The sequence below is a fragment of the Pseudomonas sp. UBA3153 genome, assembly GCF_002364635.1.
GTDB lineage: Bacteria > Pseudomonadota > Gammaproteobacteria > Pseudomonadales > Pseudomonadaceae > Pseudomonas_O > Pseudomonas_O kuykendallii.
Genome location: NZ_DEYR01000064.1, coordinates 608 through 25565, shown reverse-complemented (window position 1 = coordinate 25565; position 24958 = coordinate 608). Strand labels below are relative to the sequence as shown.

Below are 24958 nucleotides of genomic sequence, written 5' to 3'. Positions count from 1 at the left end.
GGTCTTATTGTGAATCACCAGATCGGCAGGGCGTAGCTGACGATCAGGCGTAGCTCGTCCGCATCACGGGCGAAGGTAGAACGGAATCCCGCATGGCGGGCACGGAAGGTCAGGTCCTTGAGCGCGCCGCTCTGAACCACGTACTTGAACTCGACATCGCGCTCCCACTCGCGGCCTTCCTCGGTGCTGCCGGTGACCTTGGCGTTGTCGCCGCTGATGTAGCGGGTCAGGAAGCTCAGGCCGGGCACGCCCATGGCGGCGAAGTTCAGGTCGTAGCGGGCTTGCCAGGAACGCTGGTCGGCGTTGGCGAAGTCGTTGATCTGCACGAAGTTGACCAGGAAGGGGTCGCTGCCATCGATGTAGGCGAAACCGGTGTCGCCGCTCATGCGCTGTTAGCCGAGAGCGAACTTGTGGCTGCCCTGGGCGTAGCTGAGCATGCCGTTGAGCGCGCGATTGTCCACCTTGCCGGCTTCGGCGCGGCCGCTGTCGTCGCTGATGGCGTAGCGCAGGTCGGCGCTGAGGGTGCCGGCGCCCAGGGGCTGGCTGGCGAGCAGGCCGAGGAAGTGCTGGCGGTAGACGTCATCCAGTTCGGCGAAGTAGTAGCGCCCGGTGAGCTGCTTGCTGAAGGCGTAGTCGGCGCCGGCCAGGTCGAAGTGCGAACCGCTGGCGGCACTGGCGAAGCGGCGGTTCTTGTTGTTCAGCGCGATGTCTTCGGAGTTGGTCGAGGCGCGGTCCTTGACCTCGCGCAGGCGACCACCGGTGAAGGTCAGGCCGGCGATCTCCTTCGAGCTCAGCAGGCCGCCCTCGAACACCTGGGGCAGGATGCGGCTGTCGCTGGCCTTGACAACCGGCAGCTCGGGGATGTGGCTGCCCAGGCGCAGCTCGCTCTTGGAAAAGCGCATCTTCGCGGTGAGGCCAAGCTTGCCGTACTCGCCCGGGGTGCCGCCGTCGTCCTGCACCGGCAGCAGGTCGGTGCCGCTCTGGCCGCGACCGGAGTCGAGCTTGATGCCGAGCATGCCGAGGGCGTCCAGGCCGAAGCCGACGGTGCCTTCGGTGTAGCCGGACTCGACGTTGAGGATGAAGCCCTGGGCCCATTCGTCGCGGCGCGACTGGCCAGCGCCGTCACGGAAATCGCGGTTCAGGTAGATGTTGCGGGCTTCCAGGGTCGCCGAGCTGTCTTCGAAGAAGTCGGCCTGGGCGAAGGGGGCGAGCGAGCAGCCTACGAGGCTGAGCGTCAGGGTGCGAACAGGCGGCAGCGCCTGGCGGGATGCAGTGAGCATCGGTGGTCTCCAATTCTTGTTTTTGTGAACGCGGCCCGACCAGGAGCCTGCGTCTTTGGGTGGTTCTTGCCACCCTGGCCGGATGCTAGGGGCTGAAACTTTCGCCAGCCTTTCAGCGTGAAAGAAATCTCCCGGTGTCATTCACAGCGGCTTTCTGGCCGTTACACTTCAGCCCGATCGCCCGTCTTCCGGAGTGCCGCCTTGCGAATCCTGCTGGTCGAAGACCACCCCCAACTGGCCGAGAGCGTCGCCCAGGCCTTCAAGGCCGTGGGCTGGACGGTGGACGTGCTGCACGACGGCGTGGCTGCCGACCTGGCCCTGGCCAGCGAGAACTACGCCCTGGCGGTGCTCGACGTGGGGTTGCCGCGCATGGATGGCTTCGAGGTGCTGGCGCGCCTGCGCGAGCGGGGCAAGACGCTGCCGGTGCTGATGCTCACCGCGCGCGTCGAGGTCAAGGACCGGGTGCATGGCCTCAACCTCGGCGCGGACGACTACCTGGCCAAACCCTTCGAGCTCAGCGAGCTGGAGGCGCGGGTCAAGGCGCTGCTGCGGCGCAGCGTGCTCGGCGGCGAACAGCAGCAACGCTGCGGCCCGTTGCTCTACGACCTCGGCACCCGGCGCTTCAGTCTCGACGACGAGGTGCTGACGCTCACTTCCCGCGAGCAGGCGGTGCTGGAGGTGCTGATTGCCCGGCCGGGCCGGGTGATGAGCAAGGAGCAGCTGGCTTCCCAGGTGTTCGGCCTGGACCAGGAGGCGAGCCCGGACGCCATCGAGATCTACATCCACCGCCTGCGCAGGAAACTCGAAGGCAGCGCGGTGCGCATCGTCACCTTCCGGGGCCTCGGCTACCTGCTGGAACACCAGGATGCGTGAAATCGGCAGCCTGCGCGGACGGCTGCTGCTGCGCCTGGCCGCGCTGCTCACGGTTCTGTTGCTGATAGGCAGCCTGACCGCCTACTTCAACGCCCGCGAGGCTGCCGACACCGCCTACGACCGCACCCTGCTGGCCTCGGCGCGGGCCATTTCCGCCGGGCTCTACGAGACCGACGGCCGGCTCAAGGCCGATGTGCCCTACGTGGCCCTGGACACCTTCGCCTACGACAACGCGGGACGCATCTTCTACCAGGTGACCGACATCGAGGGGAACCTGGTATCCGGCTACGAGAACCTGCCCGGCCCGCCGAAGGGGATGCCGCGCACCAATGACTATCCGGCCCTGGCGCGCTTCTACGATGCGCGCTACGAGGGCGTCGACGTGCGTGTGGTGAGCCTGCTGCGGCCGGTGAGCGAGGAGAGCATCAAGGGCATGGCGGAAATCCGCGTGGCCGAGACCGAGGAAGCCCGCGAGCGCCTCGCACGCGGGCTGCTGGTGGACACTCTGTGGCGCCTCGCGGTGATGTCGCTGGCGGCGCTGGGGCTGGTCTGGCTGGTGGTGAGCGCGGCGCTGCGCCCGCTGACCGAACTGCGCAACGCCGTGGAGGAACGCCAGGCCGACGACCTGCGCCCGTTGCCGGTGGTGGCGGTGCAGGCCGAACTGAAGCCGTTGGTGGACGCCCTCAACCAGTTCACCGAGCGCCTGCGCGGGCTGTTCCAGCGCCAGGCGGATTTCATCGCCGATGCCTCCCACGAGTTGCGCACGCCACTGGCGGCGCTCAAGGCGCGGGTGGAACTGGGGTTGCGCGAGCGGGAGCCGGAGCAGTGGCATCGCACCCTGGTGGAGGCCGCCGCCAACACCGACCGGCTCACCCACCTGGCCAACCAGTTGCTGTCCCTGGCGCGCATCGAGAGCGGTGCGCGCGCCATCGCCGAGGGCGGCGCCGAGCGCATCGAGCTTGGGGCGCTGGCACGTGAGCTGGGCATGGCGCTGGCGCCGCTGGCCCATGCGCGGGGCATCGCCGTCGCGCTGGAGGCGGAAGACGCGGCCTGGGTGATGGGTGAGCCGACGCTGCTCAACGAGCTCCTGAGCAACCTGCTGGACAACGCGATGGCGCACAGCGCGAGCGGCGGCAACGTCATCCTGCGGGTGGTCGCGCCGGCGACGCTGGAGGTCGAGGACGACGGTCCGGGGATTCCTGCGGCGGAGCGCGACAAGGTCTTCCAGCGCTTCTACCGGCGCAACCCTCAGGTCGGCGGCGCCGGGCTGGGGTTGGCGATCGTCGGCGAGATCTGCCGTGCCCACCTGGCGCAGATCAGCCTCCACGAGGGCGCCCAGGGCGGTTTGCTGGTGCGGGTGCGTTTCCCCGAAGCGGGCTGAGTGGCGGGCGTAGCGCGGACTGTGCGTGCGTTGTGCGGTGGCGCGTTTACCGCGTCATGCTCAGCGACTGCCGGGTTTCCATCAGGTACAGGGCTACCCTTCCGCTGGCGCGCAGGCTGGCCAGGCCACGGTTGAACCGAACCATCAGGGCGTCGTTGCCGGCCACCTTGCGCGACAGCAGCAAGTGCAGGCTGTCGCTGCGCAGCGGCTTGGGAGCGTAGGTGAGGCGCGCGCGCTCGGCGGCGCTGAAGTGGCTGTGCAGCAGGTCCATGGCGACGACGGGATCGATGGGAAACACATCCAGACGGTTCGCCAGGAGCATCCGCAGCCCCTGTTCTTCGCTGGGCAGGCGGACCACCTTGAGTTCGCCGGACTGCTCGGCGCGCTGGAAATCCGCGCCATAGTCATAGCCGTTGATGCCGCCGATGCGCAGCCCGCGAAGGTCGGCAACGCGTTGCCAGTTCAGCGTCTCACCCTTGCGATGAAACAGGCTGTAGCCGCTGCTGACCACTTCGGTGCTGACGTAGAACTGCGTGTCACGCTCGGGGCTGCGCAGCCAGACCGCCGTGCCGGCGCGCTGGCCCTGTTCGGCCAGGTGAAGCGCGCGCGCCCAGGGCAGGAATTCCCACTTCACCTGGACGCCTTCGATGGCGAAGGCTTTGCTGACGATGCGCGAGGCCACGCCATTGTGAGGCAGCTGCTGGCCCAGGTACGGCGCCCACTCGCCGTTGGTGAGGACGACTTCCTCCGCCGCCACGCCATGGCCGAACAGCACGAGCGAAGCGAACAACAGGTAGGTCAACGACTGGCGCATGGCTAATTCCTTTTGGCCGTCGGGTGAGATGAAACCGCCCCTTAGTCGGCGGCCCATCATGCGGAGGCGCTGCTCAGCGAAGCATGCTCATCGCCGCTTCCATCGCATTGGACAACTCGTCCTCCGCCTGCATGTCGATGTTCGGATCGAGACCCAGCTTGGCGAAGGCGCTGATGCCGCTCCAGTCCAGCTGGGTGAACGGGTGCTTGGTGCCCAGGTAGCTCTGCAGCGTGGCGACCTGGACGATATCGACGTAATCGACCTTTTCCGAGTTGCGGGTGAAGTCGAGGTACTCGCCGGGCACCACCGCGATCGGCAGCGGGAAATCCCAGGTGCGCAGGATCTTGTCGCCAATGACCGGGTGGATGCGCTCGATCACATGGTTGAGGCTGATTGAATCGTTCATCAGTTCGGCGTGATCCTCGGCGTAGGTGAGGATCGGCAGTGCGCCGATCTGGTGGACCAGCCCGGCGAGGGTCGCCTGGTCAGGCGCCAGGCGGGTGTAGCTGCGGCACAGCACATGGCAGATGCCGGCGATTTCGGTGCTGCGGTTCCACACCTCGCGCATCTTGCGATCGATGACGTCGGAGGTGGCTTGGAACATCTGCTCCATGGCCAGGCCCGTGGCCAGGTTGCAGGTGTAGTTGATGCCGAGCCGGGAGACCGCCATCTGCAGATCGGTGATCTCCTTGTTGGTGCGCAGCAGCGGGCTGTTGACCACCTTGATGATGCGTGCGCTGAGCGCGGCGTCGTTGCCGATGACCTTGCTCAGCGCGGGGATGCCGATGTTCGGGTCTTCGGCCGCCTCGCGAACGCGCAGCGCGACTTCCGGCAGCGTCGGCAGTACCAGTTCGTCGTTCTCGATCGCCTGAATCAACTCGTGTTGTACTTTTTCGGCAAGCTTGCTCATGGGTTCTCTCTGAGGTTTCAGGCGTTCTTGGGGGACTGCGCTCAGCGCATGATCTCGCGATCGGCGTCCAGGCTGTAGGGCAGGTCCAGCAGGCGCAGGGTGGGCCCGTCGCTGCTCGCCAGGTGAATCCGGCCGTCGCCGACGGCGTCTTCCTGGAGCACGGCGAGCAGCTCGATGCCGTCCTCCGAGTGGGCGGCGAGCACGACCTCGCCGACGCTGGTGCTATGAACCGGGGAGAACAGTTCCGTGCCGGGAGCGGGCAGGTCGGCGTCACCGGCCAGCCGTTGCAGGCGCCGCTTGAGCTTGCCGAGGTACTGCATGCGCGCGACGATTTCCTGTCCGGTGTAGCAGCCCTTCTTGAAGCTGACGCCACCGACGGCCTGCAGGTTGATCATCTGTGGAATGAACGCCTCGCGGGTTTCGCCGAAGACCTGGCCGACCCCGGCGCGAATCTGCGTCAGCTTCCAGGCGTCGACGTCTGCCGTTGGCAGCAGGGCGACCAGCTTGCCGAGCAACGTCGGTGCCTGGTCCGCCGGAGCCCAGAGTTCTGCGCGGCCGTTCTCCAGGCGCAAGGCGAGCAGGCCATCCTTTTGCTGCAGCGCGCCGGGTTCCGGTGCCAGGGCGAAGCCCAGTTCGCCGAGGGCCGAATCACCCTCGAACAGGCCGAAGCGCGACCAGGCGTCGCTTTCATCGAACAGCTTGGACTTGGAAAACACGGCGTATTTCTTCAGGTCCTCGAGCTGCGGCTGGACCAGTTCGGCGGCCATCGCCAGCAGGTAACCATCGCCCTGGGGCAGGATGCGGAAGCTCGACAGCATGCGTCCCTTGGGCGTGCAGCGGGCGCCGAGACTGTGGCTTTCGTTCAGGTAATTGAGGTTGCAGGTCAGCTGGCCCTGGAGAAATGTGCTCGCATCCGGACCACGAACGGCGATGACGCCCTCGTGGGCGAGTGGGCAGAAAAAAGCGGAGTCGGCCATGGAGTTCGCTGCGCAAGGGTTTGGAGCGTCATCATAGAGTGCCGCTCCCGGGTTGTCAGCGGGTGTCGGCCGAGGGGCAGGTGGCTATAATGCCGGCCTTCACAAAGGAGCCCGCTGCATGGTCGACGATATCGAACTCAACAGACTTTTCTGGCACAGCCGCCGCGGCATGCTGGAACTCGACGTGCTGCTGGTGCCATTCGTGCGCGAGGTCTATCCCAACCTCGATGACGAGGACCGCGCGCGTTACCGCAAGCTGCTCGCCTGCGAGGATCAGGACATGTTCGGCTGGTTCATGCAGCGCGGCGAACCGGACGATCCGGACCTCCAGCGCATGGTTCGCATGATCCTGGACCGTGTCCAGCCCAAGTGATCGATTCGAATGCCACTGGCGACCGTCGCGGTGGCTGCTGGCGTTCTACCTGGTCGCGGCCGTGCTGGCCTCGATAGCGGTCATCGTCGCCGACATTCCCTGGCCATTCCGGCTGCTCGGCCTCGTACTGTGTCTCGCCCACGCGGCGTGGTATCTGCCGCGCAACGTGCTGCTGAGCGCAGACGCCGCATTTCGCGGGTTGCAGCATGACGAGGATGGCTGGCGGCTGTGGAGCCGGGGCGCCGGCTGGCAGCCTGTTCAACTGCGACCGGACAGCCTGGCGTTACCCTCGATCGTGGTGCTGCGCTTTCGTTTTCCTGGGCAGCGCCGGGTACGCAGCCTGTGCATTCCCCGCGACGCCCTGAGCCGTGCGGAGCATCGGCGCCTGCGGGTCTGTCTGAAATTCAGTCGGCGTAGATGGGCGGCAGCAGAATAGTGTCGTGGGCTTCGGCCTGCATCTCCGGGTAATCCAGGGTGTAGTGAAGGCCGCGGCTTTCGTGACGCTGCATCGCCGAGCGGATGATCAGGTCGGCGACCTGCGCCAGGTTGCGCAGCTCGATCAGGTCGCGACTCACCTTGTAGTTGCTGTAGAACTCGTCGATCTCGTTGAGCAGCAGGCGCACGCGATGCTGGGCGCGCTGCAGGCGCTTGTTGGTGCGCACGATGCCGACGTAGTCCCACATGAAGCGCCGCAGCTCGTCCCAGTTGTGCGCGATGATCACATCCTCGTCCGAGTCGGTGACCTGGCTGGAGTCCCAAGTTGGCAGCTTGCTGGGCAAGGTGACGTCGTCCAGCTGCCCGACGATGTCCGCCGCCGCCGAACGTGCGTAGACGAAACACTCCAGCAGCGAGTTGCTGGCCATTCGGTTGGCGCCGTGCAGGCCGGTGAAACTGGTCTCGCCTATCGCATAGAGGCCGGGAATGTCGGTGTGTCCATGCTGGTCGACCAGAACGCCGCCGCAGGTGTAATGAGCGGCGGGGACCACCGGAATCGCTTCGCGGGTGATGTCGATGCCGAAATCCAGGCAGCGCTCGTAGACCGTGGGGAAATGTGCCTTGATGAATTCGGCGGGCTTATGGCTGATGTCGAGATAGACGCAGTCAACCCCCAGCCGCTTCATCTCGTGGTCGATGGCGCGGGCGACGATGTCGCGCGGGGCGAGCTCGGCGCGCGGGTCGAAGCGCTGCATGAAGCGCTCGCCGTTGGGCAGCTTGAGCAAGCCGCCCTCGCCACGCACGGCTTCGGTGACCAGGAAACTCTTCGCCTGCGGGTGATAGAGGCAGGTCGGATGGAACTGGTTGAACTCCAGGTTGCCCACCCGGCAGCCGGCGCGCCAGGCCATGGCGATACCGTCGCCACAGGCGCCGTCCGGGTTGCTGGTATAGAGGTAGACCTTGGAGGCACCGCCGCTGGCGAGCACGACGAAGCGCGCGTGGTAAGTGTCCACTTCTCCGCTGTCGCGATTGAGTACGTAGGCGCCGAGGCAACGCTTGCCGTGCAGGCCGAGTTTGCGCTCGGTGATCAGGTCGACGGCCACGCGCTGCTGCAGCAGCTCGATGTTCGGCTTGCGTCGCGCCTGGTCCAGCAGGGTGTTGAAGATCGCGGCGCCGGTGGCGTCCGCCGCGTGGATGATACGCCGATGGCTGTGGCCGCCCTCGCGCGTCAGGTGAAAGGCGAAGCCGCCATCCTCGCGATCCGTCTCGTCATCCGGGGTGAATGGCACGCCCTGGTCGATCAGCCACTGAATGGCTTCGCGGCTGTGCTCGACGGTGAAGCGCACGGCGTCTTCGCGGCACAGGCCGGCACCCGCGACGAGGGTGTCCTCGACATGCGATTCGACGGTGTCGGCGTGGTCCAGCACCGCCGCTACGCCACCCTGCGCCCAGTAGGTCGAACCATTCGCCAGCTCGCCCTTGCTGAGCACGGCGATACGCAGATGGGACGGCAGGGTGAGGGCGAGGGTGAGGCCGGCAGCACCGCTGCCAATGACCAGGACGTCGTGCTGTAAGTGTTGGCTCATGACCAGATTCCGCGGAAGAAGCGGGACCTAGTATATAGAGCAGGGGCTCGGCACAATAGCGGGCTTATGTCGTTCGGTGGTGCTCTGGAACTTTCTAATTCAGCCAGGTTCCATAGCAGGTTACCTAGAAAGGTACGCCCGGCGCTTGTGGTGTAAGTAGTCTCACGGTTGCCCTCACTTCAAGGCTCGGCATAAAGACGTATTCGATGCAGTGGAAAGCCCACTGCCTGATTTTCCAAGCAGAACCTGAGCGGGCTGCTGGAGCTTTGCCTGGAGGGGAGAACTTTTGCGCAACATGTGGGTCTATTTTGCTAAGCCGATCTGTCACGGAGCGCGACCTAACTCCAGGCTCAACGAGGAGTTGTCATGCTAACCCAGGAGCAGGATCAGCAGCTGGTCGAGCGTGTTCAGCGCGGAGACAGAAGGGCTTTCGATTTGCTGGTGCTCAAGTACCAGCACAAGATTTTGGGTCTGATCGTGCGTTTCGTGCACGACAGCCATGAGGCTCAGGACGTGGCTCAGGAAGCCTTCATCAAGGCATACCGGGCACTGGGAAACTTTCGCGGGGACAGCGCGTTCTATACGTGGTTGTACCGGATCGCCATCAACACGGCCAAGAATCACCTGGTAGCACGCGGTCGTCGTCCACCCGACAACGACGTGAGTGCCGAAGACGCGGAGTTCTATGACGGCGATCACGCCCTGAAGGACATCGAGTCGCCGGAACGAGCAATGCTGCGGGACGAGATCGAGGACACGGTCCATCGAACCATCCAGCAGTTGCCTGAGGATTTGCGTACAGCGCTGACGCTGCGCGAGTTCGATGGTTTGAGCTACGAGGACATTGCGAGCGTCATGCAGTGTCCGGTGGGCACTGTACGTTCGCGCATCTTCCGAGCGCGAGAAGTGATCGATAAAGCATTGCAACCCTTGTTGCATGATAACTCCTAAGACAGCGGCGAAAGCCAAGAGAGGAACTGCCATGACTCGTGAATCCCTGCAGGAATCGCTGTCCGCGGTGATGGATAACGAAGCGGACCAACTTGAACTGCGTCGAGTGATCGCCGCCAGCGACGATGCCGACGTACGTGCCACCTGGTCCCGCTACCAGGTCGCCCGCGCCGTTATGCACAAGGAGTTGCTTGTCCCTCACCTAGACATCGCTTCCGCGGTCTCCGCAGCGATCGCTGAAGAGAAGGTTCCGGGCAAGGTTTCGACCGCCTGGCGCAGCGTTGGCCGCCTGGCCGTTGCTGCTTCGGTGACCGTCGCCGTGCTGGCAGGCGTGCGCTTCTACAACCAGGACGAAGTGGGCGGCGTTCAGCTCGCTCAACAGGCTCAGCCTTCCCAGGTAACCGTGCCTCAACAGGTCGCTGGTGGCGCTGTGCTCGCAGGCTTCACCGCCAACGGTGCCCAGGCCGAGACTCCGGTTGCTGCAGACGGCAATCAGGCAGCCTGGCATGACCAGCGTCTGGCCGAGTACCTGCGTCAGCACGCCCAGCAGTCCGCCTCCAACGGTGTCGAAGGCCCTCTGCCTTACGCCCGCGCAGCGAGCCTCGAAGAACAGCACTGAGGGGTTACATGCGCAGTCTCCCCTTGGTGGTGTTGATGGGGGGCTTGTTGGCGACCTCGGCGGCCAATGCCGCCGATGCGCAGGACTGGCTTCTCAAACTGCAAAGCGCCGAGCAACAGAAAAGCTTCCATGGGACGTTCGTTTATGAGCGCGATGGGAGCTTTTCCACGCATGGCATCTGGCATGAGGTGGACGCGAGTGGCGCCGTGAAAGAGCGGCTGTTGCAACTCGACGGTCTTGCTTACGAAGTGCTGCGCACCAACGGCAAAACCGATTGCGCCACCGGTACGCCGGTTGAGCAGTCGAGCGAGGCGGGCCAGTCCTGGCTCACCCGCACGCTGGACCCTCAGCAACTCTCCCAATGGTATGACTTGCGCGATGCGGGCGAATCCCGGGTCGCGGGTCGCAATGCCGTAGTCCTGGCACTGGTTCCGCGTGACCAGCATCGCTACGGCTTCGAGTTGCACCTCGATCGGGAAACCGCGTTGCCGTTGAAGTCCCTGCTGATCAACGAAGACGGTCACGTCCTGGAGCGTTTCCAGTTCACCGACTTCGTTCCGCAAGAGGCCGGGGATGGCGCCGCCGCCAGGGCGAGCGGCGACTGCAAGCCGGTTCAGGTCGCACAAAGCAAGGTTCTTCCCGATAACGCCTGGCGTTCGGACTGGGTTCCTCCGGGATTCACCCTGAATAGCATTCTCCAGCGACGCAGCCCTGCGTCCTCCGAGCCCGTCGCCTGCATGCTTTATGGCGATGGCATCACCCAGTTTTCTGTATTTCTCGAGCTGTTGCGCGGCGCCCGTTTCGACGATGCGCGTAGCCAACTGGGCCCGACCGTAGCCGTCTCCCGGCATATGCCGACCGCCGAGGGCGAGGTGATGGTGACCGTTGTGGGCGAGATTCCGCTGGGCACCGCCGAGCGAATAGCGCTGTCGATCCGTCCTGGTGAAGCGCAAAGCCTGCAATGAGCGAAGAAAGGCGTGATTTCGTAGTATCCGTCGTCCTGCGAGGCTCATAGATGCAAATGCCCATTTCCTGATTCTCAGCCTTGTGCTGATGTCGAGTTGCGCCGCCTGGGGTGGCGTACCAGACTCGCGGTGCCTTCGGGCGCGTGCCGAGTTTTTTTGTTTCCGGGGAGGCCCCATGTTCAAAGCAAGTTTCAAATCCTATCTGTCGGGTGTCGCGGCGCTGCTGCTGATGTCCCAGGCGCTGGTGGCGAAGGCGGAACTGCCTGATTTCACCGGACTGGTGGAAGCGGCTTCGCCCGCGGTGGTGAACATCAGTACCACGCAGAAACTGCCCGACCGCGGCGTCGCGCAATCGCAGATGCCCGACCTCGAAGGTCTCCCGCCGATGCTGCGGGAATTCCTGGAGCGCGGGATGCCTCAGCAGGGGCCCAACGCGCCCAAGGGTCGCCAGCGTGAAGCGCAGTCCCTGGGTTCGGGTTTCATTATTTCCGATGATGGTTATGTCCTGACCAACAACCACGTGGTCGCCGATGCCGATGAGATTCTCGTGCGCATGCCCGATCGCAGCGAGCTCAAGGCCAAGCTGATCGGTGCCGATCCGCGCACCGACGTGGCGTTGCTGAAAATCGACGGTAAGAACCTGCCGACCGTGAAGATCGGCAACTCCGAGGCGCTCAAGGTCGGTGAGTGGGTGCTGGCCATCGGCTCGCCGTTCGGTTTTGATCATTCCGCGACCTCCGGCATCGTCAGCGCGAAGGGCCGCAGCCTGCCGAACGAGAGCTACGTGCCGTTCATTCAGACCGACGTGGCCATCAACCCGGGTAACTCCGGCGGTCCGCTGTTCAACCTGAAGGGCGAGGTGGTCGGGATCAACTCGCAGATCTTCACCCGTTCCGGCGGGTTCATGGGCCTGTCGTTCGCCATCCCGATCGATGTCGCGATGGACGTCGCCAACCAGTTGAAGACCGACGGCAAGGTCAGCCGCGGCTGGCTGGGCGTGGTGATTCAGGAAGTGAACAAGGATCTCGCCGAGTCCTTTGGTCTCGACAAACCGGCCGGTGCGCTGGTTGCCCAGGTCCTCGACAACGGCCCGGCGGCGGCTGGCGGTCTGAAGGTCGGCGATGTCATTCTCAGCCTCAACGGTCAACCGATTGTGATGTCCGCGGACCTTCCGCACCTGGTCGGTGCGATGAAGTCGGGGTCCAAGGTCAAGCTGGAAGTCGCCCGCGAAGGTCAGCGCAAGACGCTCGAACTGACGGTCGGCGCGCTGCCGGCGGAAGGCGAGGAGATGTCGATGGGCGGCGCCGAGGAAGGCGTCGAGCGCAGCAGCAACCGTCTGGGCGTGAAGGTGGTCGAGCTGACCGCCGAGCAGAAGAAATCCCTCGATCTGCAGGGCGGCGTGGTCATTCGCGAGGTGCTCGACGGTCCCGCAGCGCTGATCGGCCTGCGTCCGGGTGACGTGATCACCCACCTGAACAACCAGTCCATCGATTCGGCGAAGACTTTCACCGAAGTTGCCCAGCAACTGCCGAAGAATCGCTCGGTATCGATGCGTGTACTGCGTCAGGGACGTGCCAGCTTCATCACCTTCAAGCTGTCCGAATAGCGGCTAAAGGCCATTGGAGCGATGTGAAAAGGGGCGCTGCGAATCGCCCCTTTTTCATGCCTGCAATCCTGCTCGGGCGTGACCTTTGAGCAGGCTATCGGGTACACTTGCCGGCTATTTTTCGGCGGGATTCTTCCGCGGTCTTTCGAGTGTTGATCCGTGAGTGATCTGAGTCATATCCGCAACTTTTCCATCATTGCCCACATCGACCACGGCAAGTCGACGCTGGCGGACCGCTTCATCCAGATCTGCGGCGGTCTTTCCGATCGCGAGATGGAGGCCCAGGTCCTCGACTCCATGGATCTGGAGCGTGAGCGCGGTATCACCATCAAAGCCCACAGCGTAACGCTGCACTACAACGCGCAGGACGGCAAAACCTACCAGCTGAACTTCATCGATACCCCCGGGCATGTCGACTTCACCTACGAAGTCAGCCGCTCTTTGGCGGCCTGCGAAGGCGCGCTGCTGGTGGTGGATGCCGGCCAGGGCGTCGAGGCGCAGTCGGTGGCGAACTGCTACACCGCCATCGAGCAGGGCCTGGAAGTGATGCCGGTGCTGAACAAGATGGACCTGCCCCAGGCTGAGCCGGAGCGGGTGAAGGACGAGATCGAGCACATCATCGGTATCGACGCGACCGACGCGGTGGCGTGCAGTGCCAAGAGCGGCATGGGCGTGATCGATGTGCTCGAGCGTCTGGTCAAGGTGATCCCGGCGCCGACCGGCGACATCGAGGCGCCGTTGCAGGCGCTGATCATCGACTCCTGGTTCGACAACTATCTGGGCGTGGTCTCGCTGGTGCGGGTACGCCACGGGAGAATCAAGAAGGGCGACAAGGTGCTGGTCAAATCCACCGGCAAGATCCATCAGGTGGACAGCGTCGGGGTATTCACTCCCAAGCACACCAGCACCGAGGACCTCAAGGCCGGTGAAGTGGGCTTCATCATCGCCGGCATCAAGGACATCCACGGCGCGCCCGTGGGCGACACCCTGACCCTGTCGAGCACGCCGGATGTCGACGTGCTCCCCGGCTTCCAGCGGATCAAGCCGCAGGTGTACGCCGGCCTGTTCCCGGTCAGCTCCGACGATTTCGAGGATTTCCGCGAAGCGCTGCAGAAGCTGACGCTGAACGACGCCGCGCTGCAGTACGAGCCGGAAAGCTCGGAAGCGCTGGGCTTCGGTTTCCGCATCGGCTTCCTCGGCATGCTGCACATGGAGATCATCCAGGAACGCCTGGAGCGCGAGTACGACCTCGACCTGATCACCACCGCGCCAACCGTGGTCTTCGAAGTGGTGATGAAGAACGGCGACACGCTCTACGTCGACAACCCGTCCAAGCTTCCCGATCTCGCCTCCATCGAGGAAATGCGCGAGCCGATCGTGCGCGCCAACATCCTGGTGCCGCAGGAACACCTGGGCAATGTCATCACCCTGTGCATCGAGAAGCGCGGCGTGCAGCGTGACATGCAGTTCCTCAGCAGCCAGGTCCAGATCAGCTACGATTTGCCGATGAACGAGGTGGTACTGGACTTCTTCGACCGCCTGAAATCGGTGAGCCGCGGTTATGCCTCGCTGGACTACGCGTTCGACCGCTTCCAGTCGGCCAACCTGGTCAAGCTCGACGTGCTGATCAACGCCGAGAAGGTCGATGCGTTGGCCCTGATCGTGCATCGTGACAAGGCGCACTACAAAGGCCGCGCCCTGACCGAGAAAATGAAAGAGCTGATCCCGCGTCAGATGTTCGACGTCGCGATCCAGGCCGCCATCGGCGGTCAGATCGTTGCGCGGACGACCGTGAAGGCGTTGCGCAAGAACGTTCTTGCCAAGTGCTATGGCGGCGATGTCAGCCGTAAGCGCAAGCTTCTGGAAAAGCAGAAGGCCGGTAAGAAGCGAATGAAACAGGTCGGTAGCGTGGAAATTCCCCAGGAAGCCTTCCTCGCCGTACTCAAAGTGGATAGCTAGATGTCGTCGATCAATTTCCCGTTGTTGCTGGTCATCGCGGTGGCCGTTTGCGGCTTCCTCGCGCTCATCGATCTGCTGGTGCTGGCGCCGCGTCGGCGTTCTGCCATCGCGGCCTACCAGGGCAGCGTCGGGCAGGCCGATCCCGTGGTGGTGGAGCGCCTGAACAAGGAGCCGCTGCTGGTCGAGTACGGCAAGTCGTTCTTCCCGGTGCTGGCCATCGTGCTGGTGCTGCGGTCGTTCCTCGTCGAGCCCTTCCAGATCCCGTCCGGCTCGATGAAACCGACCCTTGAAGTGGGCGATTTCATCCTCGTCAACAAGTTCGCCTACGGCATCCGCCTGCCGGTGCTGGACAGCAAGGTGATCGAGGTGGGCGATCCGCAGCGTGGCGACGTGATGGTGTTCCGTTACCCCAGCGATCCCAACGTCAACTACATCAAGCGTGTGGTCGGCCTGCCGGGCGACAAGGTGCGCTACACCACCGACAAGCACCTGTTCGTCAACGACCAGCCGGTTGCCGAGCAACTGATCGGCGAGGAGCCGGGCACCCTCGGCAGCGCGGTGCTTTACAAGGAACAGCTGGGCGAGGCCGAGCACCTGATCCGCAAGGAGATGAGCCGTTACCGCGCCGAACCCGGCCGCGAGTGGACGGTGCCCGGTGGTCACTACTTCATGATGGGTGACAACCGCGACAACTCCAACGACAGCCGCTACTGGAACGATCCGAAGATTCCGAAGGACGTTCTCGGCATGGTTCCGGACCGCAATATCGTCGGCAAGGCCTTTGCGGTCTGGCTGAGCTGGCCGGATCCGAAGATGAGCAACCTGCCCAATTTCAGCCGGGTCGGTCTGATCCACTGATTCGTCGACGGCGCCTCCGGGCGCCGCTGCGTTTCCCCATCGGAATACATGACATTGAGGTCGAGCATGAAAGGTGCGCGTTCGCAGAAAGGCTTTTCGCTGTTGGGCTGGATGCTGGTCCTGGCACTGGTCGCGTTCTTCGCCAGCGCGGCGTTCAAGATGATCCCGCACTATCTCGACTACATGTCGATGGAGAAGATCATCACCTCGGTGGAAACCGAGAAGGCCTCGCAGATCCGCACCATTCCCGAGTTCTACAGCCATGTCAGCCGGGGCATGCAGATCAACAACATCCGCGACCTGAACGTCAACGATGCGGTCAAGGTCGAAGTGGTGAACAACGACTTCCGCGTTCACCTCCAGTACGAAAAACGCGAGCCGCTGATCCAGAACCTCGATCTGGTGGCCCGTTTCGATAAAGAATTTCGCGTAAGAATGCCGTGAATCCACAGTTGGCCCGTCTCGAGCGTCAGCTCGGCTACACCTTCAAGGACAGCGAGCTGATGCTCCTGGCCCTCACTCATCGCAGCTTCGCCGGACGCAACAACGAGCGTCTGGAGTTCCTTGGCGATGCGATCCTCAACTTCGTCGCCGGTGAGGCGCTGTTCGAGCGCTTCCCGCAGGCCCGCGAAGGGCAGTTGTCGCGCTTGCGCGCGCGGCTGGTCAAAGGCGAGACACTGGCGCTGCTGGCGCGCGGTTTCGACCTCGGCGAATACCTGCGTCTGGGCTCGGGCGAGCTGAAGAGCGGCGGTTTTCGTCGCGAGTCGATCCTGGCGGATGCGCTGGAAGCGCTGATCGGTGCCATCTATCTCGATGCCGGGATGCAGGCCGCCCGCGAGCGCGTGCTGGCCTGGCTAACTTCCGAGCTGGACAGCCTGACGCTGGTCGACACCAACAAGGACCCGAAGACGCGCCTGCAGGAGTTCCTCCAGTCGCGCGCCTGCGAACTGCCGCGTTACGAAGTGGTGGATATCCAGGGCGAACCGCACTGCCGGAGTTTCTTCGTCGAGTGCCAGATTTCGCTGTTGAACGAAAAGACCCGCGGGCAGGGCGCCAGCCGGCGTATCGCCGAGCAGGTAGCGGCCGCTGCCGCCCTAATCGCCCTGGGCGTGGAGAATGGCAATGAATGATGAAAGCGTGACGCGTTGCGGCTATGTCGCCATCGTCGGCCGTCCCAACGTCGGCAAGTCGACCCTGCTCAACCACATTCTCGGGCAGAAGCTGGCGATCACTTCGCGCAAGCCGCAGACCACCCGCCACAACATGCTCGGGATCAAGACCGAGGGCGCGATCCAGGCGGTCTATGTCGATACTCCCGGCCTGCACAAGAACGGCGAGAAAGCGCTCAATCGCTACATGAACAAGACCGCGTCGGCCGCCCTGAAGGACGTCGACGTGGTGGTCTTCGTGGTCGACCGCACCCGCTGGACCGATGAGGACCAGATGGTTCTCGAGCGCGTGCAGTACGTCACCGGGCCGGTGATCGTCGCGGTGAACAAGACCGATCGCCTGGACGAGAAGGGCGATCTGCTGCCGCACCTGAAGTGGCTTTCCGAGCAGTTGCCCAACGCCGAGGTGGTGCCGATTTCCGCCCAGCACGGGCAGAACCTCGAGCTGTTCGAGAAACTGGTGGCCGAGCGGCTGCCGGAAAACGAGCACTTCTTCCCCGAAGACCAGATCACCGATCGCTCCAGCCGCTTCCTCGCCGCCGAACTGGTGCGCGAGAAGATCATGCGCCAGCTCGGCGCCGAGCTGCCGTACCAGATCACCGTGGAAATCGAAGAGTTCAAGCAGGAAGGTCGCATCCTGCACATCCATGCGCTGATCCTGGTCGAGCGTGACGGGCAGAAGAAGATCATCATCGGCGAGAAGGGCGAGCGGATCAAAAGCATCGGCCAGAACGCCCGCAAGGACATGGAAGTGCTGTTCGACTCCAAGGTGATGCTCAACCTCTGGGTCAAGGTGAAAGGCGGTTGGTCCGACGACGAGCGCGCGCTGCACTCGCTGGGCTACCACGACCAGTAAACCCCGCACCCTCCGGCGCCCCTGCCCGTCGCGGGCGTCCGTTTCCGAACCGCTGCAGTGTCCCCGCCCATGAGCCAGCTCGCGTTCGTCCTGCACAGTCGGCCGTACAAGGAAACCAGCGCGATGGTCGACCTGTTCACGCGCGAGCAGGGTCGTCTGCGCGCCGTGCAGCGCAGCGCCAGGGGCAAGTCGGGAAGTGGCGCGCGGCCTTTCTTGCCGCTGGACGTCGAACTGCGCGGGCGCGGCGAGCTGAAGAGCATCGCCCGCCTGGAAAGCGCCGGCGTTCCGAACCTCCTGGCGGGCGAGGCGCTGTTCAGCGGCTTCTACCTCAACGAGTTGCTGATCCGCCTGCTGCCGGCCGAAGTCGCGCACCCGCAGTTCTTCGAGCACTACGCCGCGACAGTCGCGGCGCTGGCCCAGGGGCGGCCGATCGAGCCGCTGCTGCGCGCCTTCGAATGGCGCCTGCTGGACGAGCTGGGCTATGGTTTCGCCCTGGACACCGACCGGCATGGCGAAGCGATCGCCGCCGACGGCATCTACCGGCTGCTCGCCGACGCCGGCCTGGAGCCGATCGGCCAACTGCAGCCCGGCTCGTTCCATGGCGCCGACCTGCTGGCCATGGCCGAGGCCGACTGGTCTTCTTCAGGCGCGCTGGCTGCGGCCAAGCGCCTGATGCGCCAGGCCCTGGCGCCCCATCTAGGCGGCCGACCGCTGGTCAGCCGCGAGTTGTTCATGACCCTCAAGGAGCCTCCCAAGTGAGTGACCTCAATCGCATTCTGCTGGGCGTCAACATCGACCACGTCGCCACCCTGCGCCAGGCCCGCGGCACGCGTTATCCCGACCCGCTGAAGGCCGCGCTGGATGCCGAGGAAGCTGGCGCCGACGGCATCACCCTGCACCTGCGCGAAGACCGCCGGCACATCCAGGAACGCGACGTGCGGGTGATGAAGGACGCCCTGCAGACGCGGATGAACTTCGAGATGGGCGTCACCGAGTCGATGCTGGCGTTCGCCGAAGGCATTCGCCCGGAGCATATCTGCCTGGTTCCGGAAACCCGCCAGGAACTGACCACCGAGGGCGGCCTGGATGTCGCCGGTCAGGAAGAGCGCATCCGCGACGCGGTCGAGCGCCTCGGTCGGCTGGGCTGCGAGGTGTCGCTGTTCATCGATGCCGAGGAACGCCAGATCGCCGCCGCCAAACGCATTGGCGCGCCGGCCATCGAGCTGCACACCGGTCGCTACGCCGACGCCGAGACGCCGGCCGCCGCGGCTCAGGAGCTGCAACGTCTGCGCGACAGCGTGGCCTTTGGCGTGGCCGAAGGGTTGATCGTCAACGCCGGCCACGGCCTGCATTACCACAACGCCGAGCAGGTGGCGGCGATCAAGGGAATTCACGAGCTGAACATCGGCCATGCCATCGTCGCGCACGCGCTGTTCGTCGGTTTCAAGGCCGCGGTGCTGGAGATGAAGCACCTGATCGTCGCGGCGGCCGGGCGCCGCTGAAGATAGCCGGGGGCCTCCCGTCGGCCTTCAGGTCACGGCTTGCGCGCGACCAGTACCGCGCGACGCGGGGCGGGCAGGCCTTCGACGGTGCGGCGGTGGTCCTCGGGATCGAGGAATTCAGGCAGCGACTGGTAGCGCATCCAGTCCGTGGCGCGCTGTTCCTCGACCGAGGTGATGCTGACGTCCACGCAGCGCACGTCGACGAAGCCTGCGCGGCGCAGCCACAGCTCCAGTGCCGGCACCGACGGCAGGAACCAGACGTTGCGCATCTGCGCGTAGCGATCCTCGGGAACCAGCACCTGCTGGGCATCGCCTTCCACCACCAGGGTTTCCAGCACCAGTTCGCCGTCGCGCACCAGGCAGTCCTTGAGGTCGAGCAGGTGGTCGATGGGCGAGCGACGGTGATAGAGCACGCCCATGGAAAACACCGTGTCGAAGCCTTGCAGCTTGCCCGGCAGTTCCTCGAACGCCAGCGGCAGGTGCCAGGCGGGTAGCTCCGGCAGGTAATGCTTCATCGCCAGGAACTGGCAGAGGAACAGCCAGTTGGGGTCGATGCCGACCACCGCATCGGCGCCGGCGCCGAGCATGCGCCACATGTAGTAGCCATTGCCGCAGCCGACATCCAGCACGCGCTTGCCGGCCAGGTCCAGGTGCGGGGCGACGCGCTGCCATTTCCAGTCCGAGCGCCATTCGGTGTCCACGTGCACGCCGAACAGGTGGAAGGGTCCCTTGCGCCAGGGAATCAGGCCGCGCAGGGCGGTTTCCAGGGCGTCGCGGGCGGAATCGTCGCGCGGGCCGTCGAGGCTGAAGGCGTGCAGCAGGTCGACCTGCCCGGCGTGCAGCGACGGCAGCGCCTCGACGGCGGCATACCAGCGCGGCAGGTCGCCGTGGCCGATGGCCAGCTTGGCATCGATCTGCGCCGGCAGGTCGGCGCTCCAGTCCTGCAGCGGGCTACCGGCCAGTTGGGCCTGCAAGGCATCGAGGTCGAAGCGGCCGATCATGGCAGGGCGATCAGTGAGGCGAAGTTCAGGCACTGGAACCACGGCACCACCTTGCTGAAACCGGCCGCCAGCAGCCGCTCGCGGTGTTGTTCCAGGCTGTCGGGCTTCATCACGTTCTCGATGGCGCTGCGCTTCTGCGCGATTTCCAGCTCGCTGTAGCCGTTGGCGCGCTTGAAGTCGAGGTGCAACTCGTTGAGAAGGGCGTGTTCCTCGACGTCCTCGAAACGCAGTTTTTCCGAGAGGATCAGCGCACCGCCGGGCACCAGCGCCTGGCGGATACGGCCGAGCAGGGCGAGGCGCTGCGCCGGTTCGATGAACTGCAGGGTGAAATTCAGTGCCACCAGCGACGCCGGCTGGAATTCCAGGGCGAGGATGTCGGCGTCGATGACCTCCACCGGCAGCAACTCCTGGAACATCGAATCCTGCGCGTGCAGGTATTCGCGGCAGCGCTCGACCATAGCCGGCGAGTTGTCGATCGCGATCACCCGGCAGCGCTCCGTGCGCACGTGGCGGCGCAGCGCCTGGGTCACCGCGCCGAGGGAACTGCCCAGGTCATAGAGCGCGGTGTCGGGTTGGGCGAACCGCGCGGCGAGCACGCCGAGGTTCTCGACGATGGTCGGGTAACCCGGCACCGAGCGCTTGATCATGTCCGGAAACACGCGCACCACGTCTTCGTTGAAGACGAAGTCCGGCACCTGCTGGACGGGCTGGGCGAAGAGGCGGTCGGGCTGTTGTTTCACGGTGGTCACTACCGGCGCTGTGCGGAAAGGCCGGCATTCTAGCCAAGCCTGAGCGAATGCCAAAGCCGGCACGCCGGCTGGCCGTATTCGGGCGGCGTGGCGTCACTCGGCGTGCAGGGCGCACTCGAAGGTCCGGGCCGGGGCGCCGTCGGCATCCCACGCCTGCTGATAACGCAGCGCCAGGTGCGCGTCGCCCGCGTTCGCCACCTGGAAGCGCCAGGTCGACTCGCCGCCACTACCCACCAGGTCGCCGCTGTCTTCAGGGTTGGCGTAGACCTCCGGGCCGAGGCTGCGCAGCACCGCGGGAGCGGCGTCGAGCAATTGCCAGCGGTAGCCGCTGGTGGGATCGCTGGGCAAGCTGAGCACCAGCGTCTGGCCCTGGTGCAACTTCAGCGGATGGCATCGGGAAGCCTGGCTTTCTTCCAGGGTCACGGTAGCGGGCGGCTTGCTGGCGCAGCCGCCGAGCAGCAGGACGGCGGGCAGGAGCAGGCGGAGCGGAACGGACATCGACGGATACCTCGAAGGGGATGCCGCCTTACTCTACCCAAAACCGCGCCAGCCGGGTCAGTTCGAGCGCGCCGCTGCCCAGGCTGGCGGCCGCAGCCGGCATGACCACGCCCGCTCGTCATCACGGCGCCGGGCGCCAGCCATCAGGGGAAGAGCACGTTCGCCACGTCCGCGAAGCGCTTGGCGAAGTGCACGGTGATGCCTTCCTTGAGATAGTCCGGCAGTTCCTTGAAATCGCCGCGGTTGGCTTCCGGAAGGATCAGCTCGAAGATCTTCTGCCGCCGCGCGGCGATGACCTTCTCGCGAACCCCGCCGATCGGCATCACCTGGCCGGTCAGCGAGAGCTCGCCGGTCATCGCCACGCCTTTCTTCGGCGCCTGCTCGCGGGCCAGCGACAGCAGCGCGCTGGCCATGGTCACGCCGGCGCTGGGGCCGTCCTTGGGCGTGGCGCCGTCGGGCACGTGGAGGTGGACGAAGGCCTGGTCGAAGAAGGTCGGGTCGCCCTTGAACGCCTTGAGGTTCGAGCTGATGTAGCTGTAGGCGATCTCCGCCGATTCCTTCATCACCTCGCCGAGCTGCCCGGTGAGCTTGAAGCCGCGGTTCAGCGTATGGATGCGCGTGGCCTCGATCGGCAGGGTGGCGCCACCCATGCTGGTCCAGGCCAGACCGGTGATTATGCCGACCCCGGACAGCACCTGTTCGGTACGGAAGTGCGGCATGCCGAGGGATTCTTCCAGGTCCCTGGGCGCGATCTTGATCTTCGCCTGCGGGTCGTCGAGCAGCTTGATCACCGCCTTGCGCACCAGTTTTCCCAGCTGCTTTTCCAGTTGGCGCACCCCGGCTTCGCGGGCGTAGCCCTCGATCACCAGGCGCAGGGCGGCGTCGCTGATGCTAAGGCGGTTCTTCGGCACGCCGGCCTTTTCCAGCTGCTTGGGCCACAGGTGGCGCTTGGCGATGGCCAGTTTCTCCTCGGTGATGTAGCCGGACAGGCGGATCACTTCCATGCGGTCGAGCAGCGGGCCGGGGATCGAGTCGAGGGTGTTCGCGGTGCAGACGAAGAGCACCTTGGACAGGTCCAGGCGCAGGTCCAGGTAATGGTCGAGGAAGTCGACGTTCTGCTCCGGGTCGAGGGTTTCCAGCAGCGCCGAGGCCGGATCGCCCTGGTAGCTCTGGCCCATCTTGTCGATCTCGTCGAGCATGATCACCGGGTTCATCACCTCGACATCCTTCAGCGCCTGCACCAGCTTGCCCGGCTGGGCGCCGATGTAGGTGCGCCGGTGGCCCTTGATCTCGGCTTCGTCGCGCATGCCGCCGAGACTGAAGCGATAGAACGGCCGGCCCAGGGATTCGGCGATGGACTTGCCGATGCTGGTCTTGCCGACGCCGGGCGGGCCGACCAGCAGCACGATGGAGCCGGCGATCTCACCTTTGAAGGCGCCCACCGCGAGGAACTCGAGAATGCGGTTCTTCACGTCGTCGAGGCCGGCATGCTGGGCGTCGAGCACCTTGCGCGCGTGCCTGAGGTCGAGCTTGTCCTGGCCGAACACGCCCCAGGGCAGGGCGGTGGCCCAGTCCAGGTAGTTGCGGGTGACGGCGTATTCCGGCGAGCCGGTCTCGAGGATGGACAGCTTGTTCAGCTCCTCCTCGATGCGCTTCTGCGCGGCCGGTGGCACCGTCTTGCCCTCCAGGCGGGCGCGGAATTCGTCGGTGTCGGCGCTGCGGTCATCCTTGGTGATGCCCAGCTCCTGCTGGATCACCTTCAGCTGTTCCTTGAGGAAGAACTCGCGCTGGCGCTCGCCGATCTTGCGGTTGACCTCGGCGGACAGCTCCTTCTGCAGGCGCGCCACCTCGACTTCCTTGCGCAGCAGCGGCAGCACCTTCTCCATGCGCTTGAGCATCGGCACGCAGTCGAGCACTTCCTGCAGCTCGATCCCCGGCGCCGTGGTCAGCGCGGCGGCGAAGTCGGTGAGCGGCGAGGGATCGTTGGTGCTGAAGCGGTTCAGGTAGTTCTTCAGCTCCTCGCTGTACAGCGGGTTGAGCGGCAGCAGCTCCTTGATCGCGTTGATCAGCGCCATGCCGTAGGCCTTCACCTCGTCGCGCGGGTCCGGCGGGCTCTGCGGGTAATCCACCTCCACCAGGAACGGTGGCCGGTGGCGCTTAAGCCAGCCGCGGATACGCACCCGCGAAAGCCCCTGGGCGACGAACTGCACCTTGCCGTTCTCGCGACTGGCGCGGTGGATGCGCACCAGGGTGCCGTGCTCGGGCAGGCTGCTGGTGTCGAAATGGCGGGGGTCCTCGGGCGGGTTCTCCATGAAGAACAGCGCCAGGCTGTGGTGGTCGGTCTTCGCCACCAGCTCCAGGGTTTCCGCCCAGGGCTCCTCGTTGACGATGATCGGCAACACCTGCGCCGGAAAGAACGGCCGGTTGTGGATCGGAATGATGTAGACCTTGTCCGGCAGGGTCTGCCCGGGCAGCGCCAGTTTTCCTTCCGAATGGATGACTTCTTCAACGAGTTCAGCGGTGATGTCCTGGTCGCTCATGGGGCACCTGTAATCCGTGTATGCAGATCTAGATGGGTCGGTGCAGCGAGGAATTCAATGGCACCGCGGTGGAACCTGCCGTCGACCGGCCAATATTGGGAAAAAGGCGTCCTTCCAGTAGAATGCGCAAAATTTGATCAGCCGTGATCCGCCCATGCTCAAAGCCCGCCTCATGTGCCTGGATGCCCAGGCCCACGAACATGCCCATGACTATCACCAGTTGGTGATGTCCCTTTCCGGGCGCGCGGAATTCGAGGTGAACGGTGCGGGCGGCGAGGTCTGCCGGATGCGCGCCTGCCTGGTGCCGGGTGATGCCGAGCACGAGTTCGCCGGCGTGGGTGACAACCGCATGCTGATCATCGATATGGACGGCGAGGAGTCCAGCGCCGAGGATCTCCAGTTGCTCATGCGCCTGTTCGAGATTCCGCGCTACCCGGCCCTCGATCCGGACTTCCAGAACCTTCTCAACTACGCCGGCGCCGAACTCACCCGCTACGGCAGCGACCCGGCGTTGTCGCGCGCCCTCGGCGGCCTTTTGCTGCGTGCCATGCACCTGCGCCTGTTCGGCGAGCAGGCGCCGCAGGTGCGCGGCCCGCTGGATCTGGAACGGCTCGACGCACACATCCAGGACAACCTGGCGCGGCGCATCAGCGTGGCCGAACTGGCGCAGGTGGCCTGCCTCAGCCCGAGCCACTTCCACGTCCAGTTCAAGGACAGCGTCGGCCTGACCCCTCACCAATACCTGCTGAAGACCCGCCTGGACCGCGCCGCCCGGCTGTTGCGCGAAAGCCCGCTGCCGCTGGTGCGCATCGCCGGCGAGTGCGGGTTCTCCAGCCAGAGCGCGCTGACCACCGCCATGCGGCGCTACCTGGGCCTGACGCCGAAACGTCTGCGCGGCAGCGACGCCTGATCTGCCGTTCGCCGCCGAGAGCGGCTCGTTCGGCCGTGGTTTTCCCGAGAAGCATGCCCCGCTCGCACGGGCCACGTAGGAGGATCGGAATGGTGCGCATCTTTCGCCGCAGGAGAATCACCGACGCGCGCGTGCTGCTGGTGGCG

The 24958-nt window shown here is 64.9% G+C and carries 24 protein-coding genes and 1 pseudogene; 16 read left to right on the top strand and 9 right to left on the bottom strand.

Annotation, left to right across the window (positions count from 1 at the left end; genetic code table 11):
* Window positions 1-14 precede the first annotated feature (14 nt).
* A pseudogene (locus B2X67_RS15110) lies at window positions 15-1280 on the bottom strand (OprD family porin).
* 201 nt (window positions 1281-1481) lie between these two features.
* Between B2X67_RS15110 and B2X67_RS15105 the strand changes: the two are divergent.
* Together B2X67_RS15105 and B2X67_RS15100 are read left to right on the top strand one after the other, a co-directional pair.
* The gene (locus B2X67_RS15105; RefSeq protein WP_286785994.1) at window positions 1482-2153 is read left to right on the top strand and encodes a response regulator; all 672 of its coding nucleotides are present in this window, start codon (window positions 1482-1484) and stop codon (window positions 2151-2153) included.
* Window positions 2146-3534 (top strand): sensor histidine kinase, encoded by a 1389-nt coding sequence (locus B2X67_RS15100; RefSeq protein WP_273228649.1) that lies wholly within the window; start codon window positions 2146-2148, stop codon window positions 3532-3534. Before B2X67_RS15105 ends, B2X67_RS15100 begins: the two co-directional genes overlap by 8 nt.
* A gap of 46 nt (window positions 3535-3580) precedes the next feature.
* Here the strand turns inward: B2X67_RS15100 and B2X67_RS15095 are convergent, their stop codons facing one another.
* The 3 genes from B2X67_RS15095 to B2X67_RS15085 form a co-directional block, all read right to left on the bottom strand.
* On the bottom strand, window positions 3581-4348 hold the full coding sequence (locus B2X67_RS15095; protein ID WP_286785993.1) for a substrate-binding periplasmic protein: 768 nt from the start codon (window positions 4346-4348) through the stop codon (window positions 3581-3583).
* A 73-nt stretch (window positions 4349-4421) separates the two neighbouring features.
* Complete coding sequence (locus B2X67_RS15090; protein ID WP_273228647.1) at window positions 4422-5258, bottom strand: HDOD domain-containing protein; 837 nt, start codon at window positions 5256-5258, stop codon at window positions 4422-4424.
* Between the two features lie 41 nt (window positions 5259-5299).
* Entirely contained in the window at window positions 5300-6235 is a 936-nt protein-coding gene (locus B2X67_RS15085) for a YgfZ/GcvT domain-containing protein (RefSeq protein ID WP_286785992.1), read from the bottom strand.
* A 118-nt stretch (window positions 6236-6353) separates the two neighbouring features.
* Here B2X67_RS15085 and B2X67_RS15080 point away from each other — a divergent pair, with 118 nt between their 5' ends.
* The gene (locus tag B2X67_RS15080; protein ID WP_273228645.1) at window positions 6354-6608 is read left to right on the top strand and encodes a succinate dehydrogenase assembly factor 2; all 255 of its coding nucleotides are present in this window, start codon (window positions 6354-6356) and stop codon (window positions 6606-6608) included.
* Window positions 6592-7044 carry a protein YgfX gene (locus tag B2X67_RS15075; protein ID WP_286785991.1) on the top strand — a complete coding sequence of 151 codons (453 nt, stop codon included), beginning with the start codon at window positions 6592-6594 and terminating at the stop codon, window positions 7042-7044. The genes B2X67_RS15080 and B2X67_RS15075 overlap by 17 nt, the downstream gene beginning before the upstream one ends.
* On the opposite strand, the gene nadB is transcribed toward B2X67_RS15075, so the two are convergent.
* Window positions 7013-8629, bottom strand: coding sequence for an L-aspartate oxidase (gene nadB, locus B2X67_RS15070; protein WP_286785990.1), 1617 nt, complete (start codon window positions 8627-8629; stop codon window positions 7013-7015). The two genes, B2X67_RS15075 and nadB, sit on opposite strands and share 32 nt — an antisense overlap.
* A 366-nt stretch (window positions 8630-8995) precedes the next feature.
* Here nadB and rpoE point away from each other — a divergent pair, with 366 nt between their 5' ends.
* From rpoE to pdxJ, 11 genes are all read left to right on the top strand, one after another.
* On the top strand, window positions 8996-9580 hold the full coding sequence (gene rpoE, locus B2X67_RS15065) for an RNA polymerase sigma factor RpoE (protein WP_090229832.1): 585 nt from the start codon (window positions 8996-8998) through the stop codon (window positions 9578-9580).
* Between the two features lie 31 nt (window positions 9581-9611).
* Entirely contained in the window at window positions 9612-10199 is a 588-nt protein-coding gene (locus tag B2X67_RS15060; protein ID WP_286785989.1) for a sigma-E factor negative regulatory protein, read from the top strand.
* 8 nt (window positions 10200-10207) lie between these two features.
* On the top strand, window positions 10208-11164 hold the full coding sequence (locus B2X67_RS15055) for a MucB/RseB C-terminal domain-containing protein (protein WP_286785988.1): 957 nt from the start codon (window positions 10208-10210) through the stop codon (window positions 11162-11164).
* Between the two features lie 175 nt (window positions 11165-11339).
* On the top strand, window positions 11340-12770 hold the full coding sequence (locus B2X67_RS15050; protein WP_273228640.1) for a DegQ family serine endoprotease: 1431 nt from the start codon (window positions 11340-11342) through the stop codon (window positions 12768-12770).
* 159 nt (window positions 12771-12929) lie between these two features.
* Window positions 12930-14729: a translation elongation factor 4 gene (gene lepA, locus B2X67_RS15045; protein ID WP_273228639.1), complete on the top strand. Its 1800-nt coding sequence runs from the start codon at window positions 12930-12932 to the stop codon at window positions 14727-14729.
* Complete coding sequence (lepB, locus tag B2X67_RS15040; protein WP_273228638.1) at window positions 14730-15587, top strand: signal peptidase I; 858 nt, start codon at window positions 14730-14732, stop codon at window positions 15585-15587. It begins immediately after the preceding gene.
* 66 nt (window positions 15588-15653) lie between these two features.
* A complete protein-coding gene (locus B2X67_RS15035; RefSeq protein ID WP_273228637.1) occupies window positions 15654-16031 on the top strand; it encodes a DUF4845 domain-containing protein in 378 nt (125 codons plus the stop codon).
* The gene (gene rnc, locus B2X67_RS15030; RefSeq protein ID WP_090229814.1) at window positions 16028-16717 is read left to right on the top strand and encodes a ribonuclease III; all 690 of its coding nucleotides are present in this window, start codon (window positions 16028-16030) and stop codon (window positions 16715-16717) included. Before B2X67_RS15035 ends, rnc begins: the two co-directional genes overlap by 4 nt.
* On the top strand, window positions 16710-17612 hold the full coding sequence (gene era / locus B2X67_RS15025; protein ID WP_273228636.1) for a GTPase Era: 903 nt from the start codon (window positions 16710-16712) through the stop codon (window positions 17610-17612). Before rnc ends, era begins: the two co-directional genes overlap by 8 nt.
* Window positions 17613-17681: 69 nt before the next feature.
* Window positions 17682-18371 (top strand): DNA repair protein RecO, encoded by a 690-nt coding sequence (recO, locus tag B2X67_RS15020; protein WP_286785987.1) that lies wholly within the window; start codon window positions 17682-17684, stop codon window positions 18369-18371.
* Window positions 18368-19114: a pyridoxine 5'-phosphate synthase gene (pdxJ, locus tag B2X67_RS15015; protein ID WP_090229803.1), complete on the top strand. Its 747-nt coding sequence runs from the start codon at window positions 18368-18370 to the stop codon at window positions 19112-19114. The genes recO and pdxJ overlap by 4 nt, the downstream gene beginning before the upstream one ends.
* 32 nt (window positions 19115-19146) lie before the next feature.
* On the opposite strand, the gene cmoB is transcribed toward pdxJ, so the two are convergent.
* From cmoB to lon, 4 genes are all read right to left on the bottom strand, one after another.
* Window positions 19147-20115, bottom strand: a complete 969-nt coding sequence (gene cmoB, locus B2X67_RS15010; RefSeq protein WP_286785986.1) for a tRNA 5-methoxyuridine(34)/uridine 5-oxyacetic acid(34) synthase CmoB — start codon at window positions 20113-20115, stop codon at window positions 19147-19149.
* Window positions 20112-20855: a carboxy-S-adenosyl-L-methionine synthase CmoA gene (gene cmoA / locus B2X67_RS15005; RefSeq protein ID WP_286785985.1), complete on the bottom strand. Its 744-nt coding sequence runs from the start codon at window positions 20853-20855 to the stop codon at window positions 20112-20114. Before cmoA ends, cmoB begins: the two co-directional genes overlap by 4 nt.
* A gap of 102 nt (window positions 20856-20957) precedes the next feature.
* Window positions 20958-21362, bottom strand: coding sequence for a protease inhibitor I42 family protein (locus B2X67_RS15000; protein ID WP_286785984.1), 405 nt, complete (start codon window positions 21360-21362; stop codon window positions 20958-20960).
* Window positions 21363-21505: 143 nt separating this feature from the next.
* Window positions 21506-23902, bottom strand: coding sequence for an endopeptidase La (gene lon, locus B2X67_RS14995; RefSeq protein ID WP_286785983.1), 2397 nt, complete (start codon window positions 23900-23902; stop codon window positions 21506-21508).
* 154 nt (window positions 23903-24056) lie between these two features.
* On the opposite strand from lon, the gene B2X67_RS14990 reads away from it, so the two are divergent.
* Entirely contained in the window at window positions 24057-24812 is a 756-nt protein-coding gene (locus B2X67_RS14990; RefSeq protein ID WP_273228629.1) for an AraC family transcriptional regulator, read from the top strand.
* The last annotated feature ends 146 nt before the right edge of the window (window positions 24813-24958 follow it).